Origin of the sequence: Pseudomonas sp. MF6751 (assembly GCF_016613265.1) — a bacterium.
GTDB lineage: Bacteria > Pseudomonadota > Gammaproteobacteria > Pseudomonadales > Pseudomonadaceae > Aquipseudomonas > Aquipseudomonas fluorescens_BV.
This window is the reverse complement of the sequence record NZ_JAENSV010000060.1, coordinates 12,610-27,367: the sequence shown is the minus strand read 5'-3', so window position 1 is coordinate 27,367 and position 14,758 is coordinate 12,610. Positions and strand designations below refer to the sequence as shown.

Genomic DNA, 14,758 nt, shown 5'->3' with positions numbered 1-14,758 from the left:
GATTTGGGGGGCCGCCGCCACGCGCCATCCATGGCGCGGGGCGGCTAAACCGGCATCCCTGCCGGTTTACCCCCCAAATCCCTGTCGAATTCCGGCCAGCGTGGTTTAACGGGGCGCCTGAGATCAAAAGCAGATCAAGATCAAAAGCGGCTCGCTTCGCATCGTGGTTACCGTTGAGCTAACAGAGTTATGTAGATACCTATGCTGCGATGGCGGTGGCTCAGTAACAGAGTGAGTGACTGACACACCGCCATCGCGGGCAAGCCCGCTCCCACATGGGTTTTGTGTTGGCTGGAACAGGGGGGGTTACTTGCCGCCCGTAATCTGCTTCACCAACTGCGCATGCCCCTTCACATCGTCCGCCCGGGAAATCGCCTGGATCACCAGCAAATGGTTGCCCGAACCACCCAGGAACGTGGAGTTCAAGGTCTTGCCACCGCCTTGGGTAGCGCTGCTGTCCACCTGGCGCAGGCCCAGGCCCTTGTAGGTGAGTTTCTTCTCCCCCAGTTTCTTGAAGTCGGGCATGGCGGCGCTCTGGTCCTTGACGAAATCGGCCACCGCGCCGTCGAGGAACTTCGGGTCGTTATCCTGGATAGTTGCCCCATCGTTGCGCACGGTTTCGGCGACGATCACCACACTTTTCGTCGTTGAGTTAGCGTACAGGGTGCCTTGGGTGTCAGCGGTGCCGTCTTGCGCCGTGCCGGAGGGCAGGGTGTCGGCGCTGTAGGCTTTGGGCAGTTTGAAGGTGAACTTGCCACCCAAGGTGGAGATTGTCTGTGTGGCGGGCTTGGTGGCAGCGAACACGCTGCCGGCGGTAAGCGCTAGGGCGAGCAGCATTGCGGTTTTGGTGAACGTGGCCATGAAGCACTCCGGGGATGAACGAAATTGCGGCGTATTCTGTCAGAAAATTCGCAATTTCGTTCATCCAGCCCATCACAGCTTGTCGGAGGATTCCTCGTCAAGCCTGTCCATTTCAAACAAGCGCGCCAGTTCCGCACGGGCTTCCTGGGCAGTTTGCATGACCTTGGCCGCGTCGTCGTATACCGCGTGTTGGGCGGCAAGTACCTGCTGGTCGTGGGTCTTGAAGCGGTTGATGCGCGCATCGGCCTGGGCCTGGCTCAAACCGAGGCCGACCAGGGTACGGCGGCTCATTTCCAGGCTGGAGTAGAAGGTTTCGCGCACCGGTGAAGCGTCCAGGTCCACCAGGCGGTGTACGTGCTGGCGGTTACGCGCACGGGCGATGATCTTCATGTGCGGGTAGAGGTTGCGCACCAGCTCGGCGGTCTTGATGTTGATCTCCGGGTCGTCCATGGCGATCACGAAGAATTCCGCTTGATCGACTTTGGCAGCGTGGAGGATTTCCGGGCGTTGGGGGTCGCCGTAGAACACCGGCATGCCGCCGAAACTGCGGGTCAGCTCGATGGTTTCCACCGAGGTGTCGAGGGCGATGAACGAGATGTTCTGCGCGCGCAGGATGCGCGCCACGATCTGGCCCATCCGGCCCATGCCGGCGATGACCACGCGAGGCGCATCGCTTTCGATGGCGCGGTATTCCTCGGGCACTTCCACCGGCTTGGCCTTGGGTTTGAACAGCTTCGGGCATACCAGCAACAGCAGCGGAGTCACGGCCATGGACAGGGTGATGGTGAGCACCAGCACGTCGTACAGCTGCGGTTCGAACAAGCCCTGGTCGCGACCGATCTTGAACACCACGAAGGCGAACTCACCCCCCGCCGCCAGCACCACGCCCAGGCGCAGGGCACTTTCGCGATTGAGGTCGCCCACCATCCGCCCGACGGCGTACAGCAGCGGCAGCTTCAAGCCGATCAGCAGCAGGGTCAGGCCGATCACCACCAGTGGCGTGCTGAGCAGCAAACTGAGGTTGGCGCCCATGCCCACGCTAATGAAAAACAGCCCCAGCAGCAGGCCCTTGAACGGCTCGATCTGGGATTCCAGTTCGTGGCGGTATTCCGAATCCGCCAGCAGCAGGCCGGCGAGGAAGGCCCCGAGGGCCATGGACACGCCCACCAACTCCATCAGCCAGGCGGTGCCGATCACCACCAGCAGCGCGGTGGCGGTGGACACTTCGCGCAGGCCGGTCTTGGCGACAATGCGAAACACCGGGCGCAACAGGTAGCGCCCGCCGATGATCACCACCGCGATGCTGCCGAGGATCTGCAACACATGTTGCAGGCCCTGGGCTTCGGTGGTCGGATGATCGCTGCCGGCCAGCAACGGCACCATGGCGATCAGCGGGATGGCGGCGATGTCCTGGAACAACAGGATGGCAAAGGCCAGACGCCCGTGGGGTTGGTTGAGCTCCTTGCGTTCGGCCAGGCTTTGCAGGCCAAACGCCGTAGACGACAGCGCCAGGCCCAGGCCCAGCACGATGGCGCTGTTCCACGACTGGCCAAACAGCCATAGAGCGACCGCGCCCATCACCACACCGGTGAGCAGGACCTGAGCCAGACCGACGCCGAACACTGCCTTGCGCATCACCCACAAGCGTTTGGGCGACAGCTCCAGGCCTATGATGAACAGCAAGAGCACCACGCCCAGTTCAGAGAACTGCGCCACGCTTTGCGGGTTGCCGATCAGGCCGAGAACCGACGGGCCGATGATCACACCGGCAAACAGATAGCCCAGCACTGCGCCCAATTGCAGGCGCTTGGCCAGGGGCACGGCCAGCACGGCGGCGAACAGGAACACCACGGCTGCTTGTAACAGGTTGCCTTCATGGGGCATCACGAACTCCATCGTTTACGTAGATCAACTCGGGGGGCCATTGTGGCCAGAGATTGCTCCCGCTGGGCTGCGAAGCGGCCCCAAAAAACTGCGGGCGCTGCGCACCCGAGCGGGAGCAATCTCTGGCCACAAAAATATTCCACAGCAGGGGAAATAGAGCGCTATTAGAGCGCTTTTTCACATTTTGAAACTTGTATTTTTGTCGCGACAGTCAATGGATGTTGGCTCTCATCCCATTCTTACGCCGGTTTTACGAAAGTATTAATACCATTTAATTCAATGGCTTTCGCGCAGGTCTACTAACGTTTCGAAAAACTGGATCAGTAGTCACCACGGTCAGGTGTTTCGAATTCGATGCGTGTGGATCGTTGAAACAAGGCTTGCACGCAGTCACGGATGAAAGGCTTGGACCACAAGGAGTAGAACGTGGATAGAAGACTTGCGACTGCCGCTTTACCTCGTATTTCTGCACTTTCTCTCGCGATTCGCCTCGGAGTGGCCGGGCTGGTGATGGGCCTGGCAAGTCCGGACGTGTTTGCCGCCTGTAGCCCGGCAAGTCCTACGGTCGGCGCGACGGTGACCTGTACGGGCGTACCGTCATTGCCATTGTTCCTCAATACCTTCAGCAGCGCGGTCAATAACCTGACGGTCAACGTCAATGCCGGGGCGCAACTCAACGCAACGCTGGGCGGTAAAGCACTGACTCTGACCGGTAACAACGCCACGTTGAACAACTCCGGCACTATTGACCCGGCACTCCTCGGACTGGTTTCAGTGCTGAGCGGTGGTGTGGTGATCGGCAACACGGCAGCCAGCGTGTTGAACATCACTAACAGTGCCACCGGCATCATGCGCGGTACTGGCGCGTTGCTGGGGCTGAACCTGGCCTCGCTGGATGGCATGGCCCTGAACGCCACCAACGGCGCAGGCGGCACCACCACGATTGTCAACGACGGCGTCATTGGTTCTTCCTCCTTGCTCGGCCTGTCGCTGTTCACGTCCGATACCCCGGTGGTAGCCGTGCAGGGTGGCGGGCAGGTCAATATGACCAACAACGGCGCCCTGACCGGGCGCGTGGCGTTCGAAAGCTCTGCTACGGGAAACACGTTCCGCAACACCGGCACTATCTCTGGCGGCGTGTCGATGGGGACCGCCAGTACCAACACCTTTACGGCAGTCACGGGGTCGCAAGTGACCAGTGGCGGCGGCCTCGGCTTAAGCCTTGGCGGACTGATCGGCGTGAACCTGACGTTCGCGCCCACCGGCCAGGTGGACGGCGGCGCAGGCGGCAGCAACTCGCTGATCCTTGAAAACACGACGGGCGTCGGTGGTGGCAGTACAGGCACCGGCACGGCTTCAAGCGCCAACTATGTCAACTTCAACAACCTGGCCATCAACAGTGGCACCTGGACGTTGCAGGGGCCGTTGGTCAGCGGCAGCACTACGCTCAATGGCGGTGTGGCGCAATTCAATAACAACGCGACATTTGGCAGCGGTGTGCTCACGTCTAACGGCGGCGCTATCGAGGCCACCGGCAACGGCTTGACGCTGGCTAACCTGATGACCCTCGGAACCGGTGGACTGACGGTGCAGGGGGCTGCTACCGGGCTGACCTTGAGCGGCCTGATCTCGGGCAATACTGGCTTGAACAAAGCCGGGACCGGCGAATTGATCCTCAGCGGCGCCAACACCTTCCAGGGTGGTACTACCTTGAACGCCGGCACGCTCACATTGGGCAATGCCACCGCGCTAGGCACCGGTGCCTTGACCGTGGCGGGTGCAGGTACTTTGCAGAGCAATGCTGCACTGACCACCAGCAATGCGATTACCTTGAACGCCAATCTGACCGTAGACGGCGTGAACCCGCTGACCCTTGGCGGGGTTGTCAGCGGTGGTTCCGGGTTGATCAAGGAGGGCGTATCGAGCCTGGCGCTTACGGGCAACAATACCTACACCGGCGCTACGGCCCTCAACGCCGGTTCGCTGGTGGTGGGCTCCAATACTGCGCTCGGCGCCAGTGTGTTGAACGCCTCGGCGGGTACCACGCTGGATGCCAGTGCAGCAGTGAGCCTGGGCAATAACCTCAACCTGGGCGGTAACCTGACCCTCGGCGGCAGCAACGCGCTGACCCTTGGCGGCGTGGTGGCGGGCCTTGGCGGCTTGATCAAGAACGGGCCGGCGGATCTGATCCTCAATCAAGCGAACACTTACCTGGGCAACACGGCACTCAACAGCGGCAAGCTGGTGGTTGGCGCCAGCGGTGCCTTGGGCGCGGGTACGTTGAATGCAGCCGGGGGCACGACCCTGGACGCCAGTACCAGTACGACGCTGGCCAACGCGATCAACCTGGCCGGTAACCTTGGAATCGGTGGCAGCGCCAACCTGACCCTGGGCGGCACGGTCAACGGTGCGGGCAGCCTGACCAAAGACGGCGCGGCCGGCCTGACACTCAGCGGCAACAATAACTTCCTGGGTGGCACCACCCTGAATGCAGGCAGCCTGACCCTCGGCAGCAACGCGGCGCTTGGCCTGGGCAACTTGACCGTCGGCGGCGCCGCAACCCTGGACAGCAACTCGGCGGTGGCGCTGGGCAATGGCATTGTCCTCAACGCCGGGCTGACCGTCGGCGGCACCAATGGGCTGACCCTGGGCGGTGTGGTCAGCGGCGCGGGGGCGCTGATCAAGGATGGCCTGGCCAACCTGACCCTCAACGGCACCAACACGTTCACCGGTGGCACCAGCCTCAACGCCGGTACGTTGACCTTGGGCACGGCAGGCGCATTGGGCGCGGGCCCCTTGACGATAGGCGGTGCGGCCACTCTGGATACCAGCGCGACCTTCACCCTGGGCAACGGGATTGCCTTGAATGGCGACCTGACGCTCGCGGGTAACAATGACCTGAACCTCAGCGGCGTGATCAGCGGCGCCAGTGCGCTGATCAAAAATGGCTTGGCTGACCTGACCTTGAGCGGCAACAACACGTTTACCGGGCCATTGAATATTATCTCCGGCAGCGTCACCACCGGCAGCGCCGGTGCATTGGGCAGCACCTCCGGCGTGGATGTCAGCGCTGGCGCTGCGCTGAACCTGGGCGTCGATTCCAGCTTGGCCGGCCTCAGTGGTGCGGGTGGCGTGGCAGTCGGCGGCGGTTTGGAACTCACCGTGGGTGGCGTGAACACCAGCAGTACCTTTGACGGTGACCTGAGCGGTGCGGGCAGCTTGATCAAGGTGGGTGCCGGCACGCTCACGCTCAACGGAATCAATGGCATCACCGGTAACACGGCGATCAACGCGGGCACTCTGGATGTCGATGGTTCTCTGGGCAGCGCGTTGGTCGACGTGAACAGCGGCGGCACCCTCACCGGCAGTGGCTCGTTATTGGGTACGGCGAATATCAATAGCGGCGGCCACTTGGCGCTGGGCAGTGGCACGACCTTGTCGGCCGCGGGCCTGAACATGAGTGCCGGGGCCAGTCTGGATGTGGCGCTTGGCGCACCGTCGCTGACCTCGCTGATGAATGTCGGTGGCAACGTGAATCTGGCCGGCGACCTTAATGTGAGCGATGCCGGTGGCTTCGGCGCTGGTGTGTATCGCTTGATCAACTACACCGGCGGCTTGACCGGCGCATTGAACATCAACACGGTGCCGCTGGGTTATGGCCTGGGTGATCTGCTGGTACAGACCTCAGTGGGCAGCCAGGTCAACCTGGTGGTAGCGGCGCCGAATATTCGTTTCTGGGACGGCAGCAACACCATTGCCAACGGCACTGTGGACGGTGGCAACGGCACCTGGACAACGGGCGGCACCAACTGGACGTCGGCCGACGGCCTTTCCAACCAGACCTGGGGCGGCGGCTTTGCGGTGTTCCAAGGTGCTGCGGGCACTGTCAGCGTGAATGGCGTGCAAACCATCACTGGTCTGCAATTCGCTACCGATGGCTACAGCCTGGTCAATGGCACCGGTGGGCAGTTGAGCACTGGCAGTGGCAACTTCGCCGTGCGCGTCGACCCACTGGCGACTGCCACACTCGGCGTCGATATCACCGGCGCGGGCGTTCTGAACAAACTCGATACCGGCACGCTGGTGCTCAATGGCGCCAACAGCTACACCGGCGGCACCTTGCTTGATGGCGGTACGTTGGTGGTCGGTAGCAACACCGCGCTGGGCACCGGCACTCTGACCGCTGCGGCGGGCACCACCCTGGACAGCAATGCCTCCGTAACCCTGGGCAATGATGCGGTACTCAGCGGCAGCCTGACGGTTGGCGGCAGCAACGCATTGGCGCTCAATGGCGCCATCAGCGGCACCGGTGGGCTGGTCAAGAACGGCGCAGCGGACCTGACACTCGGCGGCACCAATACCTTCCTGGGCCCTGTGGCCTTGAACGCAGGCGGGCTGATCCTGGCCAGCAATACGGCGCTGGGCGCGGGCGTATTGAACGCCGCGGGCGGTACCACCTTGGACGCCAGCACGGCGGTCACCACCACTAACGCGATCAACCTGGCGGGCAACCTGGGCATCGGCGGCACCGCTGACCTGACGCTCGGCGGCGCAATCAACGGTGCGGGCAGCCTGACCAAGGAGGGCGCGGCCAATCTGATCCTCAGCGGCGCCAACGCCTACCTGGGTGGCACCACCCTGAACGCCGGTACGCTGACCTTGGGCAGCGCCATCGCCCTTGGTCTGGGCAACCTCACCGTTGGCGGCGCGGCGACCCTGGATAACACGGCAGTGCTGAGCGTGGGCAATGGCGTCGTGCTTGACGCCAACCTCGCCGTCACCGGCAGCAATGACCTGACCCTGGGTGGCCTGGTCACCGGCACGGCTGGCCTGAGCAAAGACGGCGCAGCCAACCTGACCCTCAATGGCGTCAACACGTTCCAAGGCGGCACCACCCTCAACGCCGGCACGCTGACGCTGGGCACGGCAGCGGCCCTGGGTACCGGCGCCTTGAACGTAAACGGCGCGGCCACGCTGGCCAACAGCACACCGCTGGTATTGGCCAATGCGGTCAACCTCAACGCTGGGCTGACCGTGGGCGGTCTCAACAATAACCTGACCCTGGCCGGCGTGCTGGCCGGCAGCGGTAGCCTGGTCAAAACCGGCACGGCTGACTTGAGCCTGACCGGCACTAACACCTTCAACGGCCTGTTCGATGTGCAGTCGGGCAGCCTCACCACGCTGGGCAATGGGGCACTGGGTGTCGGCGCCGGGGTCAACCTCGCGAGCGGTACCTCCTTGAACCTGGGCGGCAGTGCCAGCCTGAGCGCACTCACTGGCACCGGGCTTGCGACCGTAGGGGCCGGCAACACCTTGAGCGTCGGCAACAATAACCTCGACAGCACTTTCGACGGGGTTGTGGCGGGCCTCGGCAACCTGGCCAAAGACGGCACAGGCGCCTTGACCCTCGGTGGCCTCAGCGTGGTGACCGGGGATGCCCAGGTCAACGCCGGCAGCTTGCTCGTCAATGGCTCACTGGCCAGCGCCAATGTGGCGGTGGGCAGTGGCGCCACCCTCGGCGGTACCGGCACCTTGCTGGGTAATGTGAGCATCGCCGACGGCGGCCACCTGGCCGTCAATTCCGGCGCGACCCTCACCACCGGTTCGCTGCTGCTCAATGCCAACTCCAACCTGGATGCGGGCCTCGGCGCGCCAGCCACGGGCGGCACGGCGCTGGTTCAGGTCAACGGCAACCTGACCCTGGACGGCACCCTCAACGTCACGGATATCGGCGGCTTCGGTGCGGGTATCTACCGCCTGATCGACTACACCGGCGGCCTGACCAACAACGGCCTGCTGCTGGGCAGCCTGCCGGTGAACATCCCGGCCAGCGACCTGGACCTGCAAACCGCTATTGGCAACCAGGTTAATCTGCTGGTCAACGGCAGCACCAACGTGCAGTTCTGGGACGGCAGCCAAACCACGGGCAATGGCACCATCGAAGGCGGCAGCGGCACCTGGAGTGCAGGCGGCAGCCAATGGACCGGCGTCAACGGTGCATTCAACACCGCCTGGACCCCGAACAGCTTTGCCGTGTTCCAAGGCTCGGCGGGCACTGTCACGGTTGACGGCGCGCAAGCAATCACTGGGTTGCAGTTCGTCACGGATGGCTACAACCTGGCGGGTGGCACGGCGGGGGCCTTGACCCTCTTCAATGGCACCGGTGGCAACACCGCTGTGCGTGTCGATCCTGGCGTCACCGCCACCCTGGGCGTCGCGCTCAACGGCGGTGGCACCCTGGCCAAGCTCGACACCGGCACCCTGGTGCTCAACGGCGCCAATAGCTACACCGGCGGCACCGCACTCAATGGCGGCACGCTGGTGGTCGGCGATGACAGTGCCCTGGGCAGCGGCGTATTGACCACCGCCAATGGCACCACTTTGGACAGCAACGCTGTGGTCAACCTGGCCAACAATGTGGACGTCAACGGTACGTTGACCGTCGGCGGCAGCAATGCCTTGACCCTGTCCGGCACCGTGGCGGGCACGGGCAGCCTGATCAAGAATGGTATCGCCAACCTGACCCTCAGTGGCAACAACACCTATGCCGGCCCAACCGCACTCAACGCAGGCGGCCTGATCCTGGCCTCCAACACGGCCCTGGGCAGTGGCGCCCTGAACGCGGCCGCCGGCACCACCCTCGACAGCAGCACGGCGGTCGCCCTGGCCAATACGGTCAATCTGGCCGGCAACCTGGGCATTCTAGGCACCGCCGACCTGAGCCTGAACGGCCTGGTCAGCGGTACCGGTGGGCTGACCAAAACCGGCGCGGGCGACCTCACGCTCAACGGCGCCAATGCCTACTTGGGCGGCACGCAGTTGAATGCCGGCTCCCTGACCCTGGGCAATGCGTCGGCCCTGGGCAGCGGTGCCTTGGCGGTCAATGGGGCAACCACCCTGGACACCAACACGGCGTTGGCCCTGGCCAATAACACCAGCCTGAATGCCGCGCTCACCGTCGGCGGCAGCAACGACCTGAGCCTCAACGGCGTGGTGGACGGCAGTGGTTCGTTGACCAAGGCCGGTGGCGCCAACCTGACCCTGAACGGCGCCAACACCTACAGCGGCGGCACGGCACTCAATGCCGGTACGCTGACCCTCGGCAGCACCACGGCCCTGGGCTCGGGCGCGCTGACCGTCGGCGGTGCGGCGACCCTGGCCAATAGCACGCCGCTGGTGCTGGCCAATGCGGTCAACCTCAATGGCGACCTCAGCGTCGCTGGCAGCAACAACCTGACCCTGGCCGGCGTACTCGCTGGCAATGCAGCGCTGATCAAGAATGGCGCGGCGGACCTGCTGCTGACCGGCAACAACAGCTTCAGCGGCCCACTGACCGTGGCGGCCGGCAGCGTGACCACGGCGGGTAATGGTGCGCTGGGCACCACCTCCGGCGTCACTGTCGGCAGCGGCGCGAGCCTCAACCTGGGTGGTAATGCCAACCTCAACAGCCTGGCTGGCACCGGCACGGTGCAGGTGGCGGGCGGCGCTACGCTGGCGGTGGGAGGCAGCAACCTCGATAACAGCTTTGGCGGCGCGCTCAACGGTGCCGGCAACCTGGATAAAAACGGCAGCGGGGTGCTCAACCTGAGCGGCACCAATGGCATCAGCGGCGCAGCCAACGTCAACGGCGGCACCTTGAATGTCACAGGTTCCCTGGCCAGCGGCACGGTGGCGGTGAACAGCGGCGCGACCCTGGCCGGCAGCGGCTCATTGGCCGGCGCGGTGTCCGTGGCCGACGGTGGGCACATCGGCCTGGCCTCTGGCAGCACACTGTCGGTGGGCTCGTTGGTGCTGGGTGGCAACTCGAACCTGGATGTCGGCCTCGGCACCCCGGTGCTGGGCGGCGGCACAGGCCTGCTGAATGTCGGCGGCGACCTGACCCTGGACGGTAACCTCAATGTCACCGATATCGGCGGCTTTGGCAGCGGCGTCTACAACATCATCAACTACACCGGGGCCTTGACCGATAACGGCCTGGCGCTCGGCACACTGCCAGGCAGTGTGGTACCGGGTGATCTGCAAGTGCAGACCGCGATCACCAGCAAGGTCAACCTGCTGGTGACTGCACCCAACACCACCGTGCAGTTCTGGGATGGCAACAGCCTGATCGGCAACGGTGCGATTGACGGCGGCAACGGCACCTGGAACGCCGGCAATACCAACTGGACCAATGTCGACGGCACCCTCAACCAAGGCTGGGTCAACAGCTTCGCGGTGTTCCAAGGCGCGGCGGGCAACGTGACGGTGGACGGCACGCAAAACATCACCGGCATGCAGTTCGTCACTGATGGCTACACCCTGGGCTCCGGCACGGCGGGCGTGCTCAACCTGGTCAATGGCGGCACCGGCAACACCGCGGTGCGCGTCGACCCCAATGCCACCGCGACCCTGGGAGTGACCCTCAACGGCGCTGGCACCCTGGCCAAGCTCGACAGCGGCACCCTGGTACTCAACGGCAATAATGGCTACACCGGCGGTACCGCGCTGAATGGCGGCACCCTGGTGGTGGGTAACAACAGTGCCCTCGGCACAGGCGCTCTGACGGCGGCCGGCGGCACCACCCTGGACAGCAACGCGGCGGTCAGCCTGGCCAATGCGGCTGTACTCAACGGTGCCTTGGCGGTGGCAGGCAGCAACGCGCTGACCCTGGACGGGGTTATCAGCGGCAGCGGCAGCCTGGTGAAAAACGGTACGGCAGCGCTGACGCTCAATGGCGTCAACAGCTACAGCGGCGGCACTGGCCTGAACGCCGGTCAATTGATCCTTGGCAATAATGCTGCCCTGGGCAGTGGTGCCTTGACGGTCGGCGGAGCGGCGCAACTGGATGGCAGCACCGACCTGCAACTGGCCAATACCCTCAACCTGGGTGGCCCGCTGACCCTGGCCGGCAGCCACGACCTGGCCCTCAACGGCGTGGTCAGCGGCAGCGGCGGCCTGGTGAAAAATGGCAACGGCGACTTGTTGCTGACCGCGGCCAACACCTACAGCGGCGGTACCACGCTCAACGGCGGCAGCACCACGGGCAACACCGCCAGCCTGCAAGGCGCCATCGCCAACAATGCGGCGTTGACCTTTGAGCAAGCCACCGACGGCACCTACACCGGCAACCTCACCGGTACCGGCGTGTTGAATAAAACCGGTACCGGTGCGTTGCTGCTCAGCGGCACTAACACCTTCACCGGCAACACCAACGTCAACACCGGCAGCCTGCTGGTCAACGGCACCTTGAACAGCGCCGCGGTACAAGTCGCCAGCGGCGCGACCCTCGGTGGCAGCGGCACCCTGGGCGGTGCGGTGAACATGGCAGACGGCTCGGTGCTCCAGGCCGGCGCCGCGACGCCGCTGTCGGTGGGTTCGCTGGCCTTGTCATCGGGCACCACGCTGGACTTCGCCCTCGGCGCACCGGGTGCCTCCAGTACGGCGGTGAACGTGGCGGGCAACCTGACCCTGGACGGCACCCTCAACGTTAGCGATACGGGCGGCTTCGGCGTCGGCGTGTACCAACTGTTCCGCTACGGCGGCAGCTTGACCGATAACGGCCTCACCTTTGGCACCTTGCCGGTGGCCCTGGGCAACCTGAGCCTGCAGACGGCGCTGGCCAACCAGCTCAACCTGGTGGTGCAAACCGCGCCAGGCCAGATCCAGTTCTGGAACGGCGGCACTACCAATCCCGATGGCACCATTACAGGTGGCAGTGGCACCTGGGGCCCGGGCACCAACTGGACCGACCCGACCGGCACCCAGGGGCAGGCGTCCACCAACCAGTTCGCGGTATTTGGCGGGCAGGGCGGCACCGTGACCGTGGTCGGCAACCAAGGCTTCACCGGCCTGCAAGTGCTGGACGCCGGCTACGTGCTGAAGGCCGGCGAAGGCGGCAGCTTGAGCCCGACCAACGCGGCGGATGGCAGCCTGGCGGCGGTGCGAGTCAATTCCGGCGTGACTGCCCAGATTGATGCACCGCTGGTGGGAACCGGCGGCATCAACAAACTGGATGCCGGTACCTTGCTGCTGACTGGCGCGAATACCTACACCGGCGGCACCACCGTCAGTGGCGGTACGCTGGCGGGCACTACCACCAGCCTGCGTGGCAGGATCCTCAACAACGCGCGGTTGTTGTTTGCCCAACGCACCAATGGTCAATTCAGCGGCACCTTGAGCGGCACCGGTGCGCTGATCAAGCAAGGCGCAGGCGCGCTGTTGCTGACCGGCAACCAGCCGTTCAGCGGCACCGTGGCGGTGGAAGAGGGCGTGTTGCAAGTGGGCAACGCGGCCAACCCAGGCGCCGTGCTCGGTGGCCAAGTCACCGTGGCCAACGGTGCGGGGCTGACCGGTAACGGCAGTGTCGGTTCACTGGTCAACAACGGCTCGGTGACGCCCGACAGCGGCAAGCTGACCGTGGCCGGCAACTTCACCAACGCCAGTACCGGTGCGCTGAACCTGGTGATCACCCCATCCACCACCGGCTCCCTGGCCGTGGGCGGCACCGCCAACCTGGGCGGCACCTTGAATGTGATCAACCTTGCACCCTATGCCGGCGCCACCACCTATACGCTGCTGACCGCGGGCGCAGTCAACGGTACCTTTGCCACCACTAATCTAGAGAACCTGGCTTTCCTTAATACCGCATTGAACTACAGCCCAACCCAAGTGGCCCTGGCGGTCAGCCGCAACAACGTCAGTTACGCCAGCGTGGCGGCCACCGGTAACCAGCGCGGCGTGGCGGCGGCGTTGGGCACAGGCACCGCAGTCGGTGGCGCAGCGGTGCAAAACGCACTGCTTAATGGTGATGTGGCAGCGGCACGCGCGGCCTTCGACAGTTTGTCCGGCGAAATCCACGCCAGCACCGCCAGCGCCATGCTTGAAGATTCGCGTTACGTGCGTGACGCGGTCAACGAGCGTCTGCGCCAACCCGGTTGCTACCGCGAGGACGACCCGCGCAATGCCCTGGCACCTAGCGAGAACCACCTGAGCAGCGCCGGTTGCCACGGCGAGATGGTCGGTTGGATGCGCGTGCTCGGCACTTGGGGCCACATGGGCGGCGATAGCAACAGCGCCAAGCTGGACCGCAACCTCAGCGGCTTCCTGCTCGGCACCGACAAGCAAGTGGACGACGCCTGGCGCGTGGGCGTGGCCGCCGGCTACACCCGCAGCGACCTGGACGCCAAGCGCCGCAATTCCAGCGCCGATGTGGACAGCTACCACCTGATGGCCTACACCGCCTACCAGCAGGAAGCCTTCGCCGCACGCATGGGCGTGGCGTACAGCTGGCATGACGTCGAAAGCAAACGCAACGTGGCCGTCGGCGGCGAGGGCCAACGCCTCAAAGCCGATTACAAGGCACGCAGTGCACAGGTGTTCGGTGAAGTCGGCTACACCATTCAAACCCCTAGCGTGGCCCTGGAGCCGTTCGCCGGCCTGGCCTACGTCAACTACGACAGCGACACGATCAAGGAAAAAGGCGGTTCGGCAGCCCTGCGTGGCGATGCCGACCAGGACATCACCTACTCGACCTTGGGCGTGCGCATTGGCCAGACCATCACCCTGGGCAACGGCTCGAAAATCACCCCGCGGGGCAGCATCGGCTGGCGCCATGCCTTCGGTGATACCAAGCCCGACGCCGACCTGAGCTTTATCAATGGCGGTGGCTCGTTCAGTACCCAAGGCGTGCCGATTGCCAAGGACAGCGCAGTGGTGGAAGCGGGGCTGGATTACCAGATCAGCCAGAACGGCAGACTGGGCCTGGGCTATTCGGGCCAACTCTCGCGTAACGACAAGGACCACGCAGTGACCGTGAGTTTCTCCCTCGGTTTTTGATCACGGCCGAGTTTTTTGAACCGCCCGAAAGGGCGGTTTTTTTTGGAGGATTTTTTGAAGAAGTACGTTGGTTCATGAAAGCAGGGCATTTATTGCTCACCGGGCAGCCTGAAGGATGTGAATACAATTTCTTCCGGAACACGGCTGGCGACCAACCGACGTCGGCCTAAAGTTATGCACTTGAGTTTATATTCCTTGG

Annotated in this window: 3 protein-coding genes; 1 reads left to right on the top strand and 2 read right to left on the bottom strand. The window is 64.1% G+C overall.

Annotated features, from left to right (window positions below; genetic code table 11):
• Positions 1-306: 306 nt before the first annotated feature.
• Together JJD66_RS25990 and JJD66_RS25985 are read right to left on the bottom strand one after the other, a co-directional pair.
• Positions 307-861: a hypothetical protein gene (locus JJD66_RS25990; RefSeq protein ID WP_105226562.1), complete on the bottom strand. Its 555-nt coding sequence runs from the start codon at positions 859-861 to the stop codon at positions 307-309.
• Between the two features lie 72 nt (positions 862-933).
• Positions 934-2,745 (bottom strand): monovalent cation:proton antiporter-2 (CPA2) family protein, encoded by a 1,812-nt coding sequence (locus JJD66_RS25985; RefSeq protein WP_034127310.1) that lies wholly within the window; start codon positions 2,743-2,745, stop codon positions 934-936.
• A gap of 426 nt (positions 2,746-3,171) precedes the next feature.
• Here JJD66_RS25985 and JJD66_RS25980 point away from each other — a divergent pair, with 426 nt between their 5' ends.
• Complete coding sequence (locus tag JJD66_RS25980; protein ID WP_200649360.1) at positions 3,172-14,559, top strand: autotransporter-associated beta strand repeat-containing protein; 11,388 nt, start codon at positions 3,172-3,174, stop codon at positions 14,557-14,559.
• Positions 14,560-14,758 lie beyond the last annotated feature (199 nt).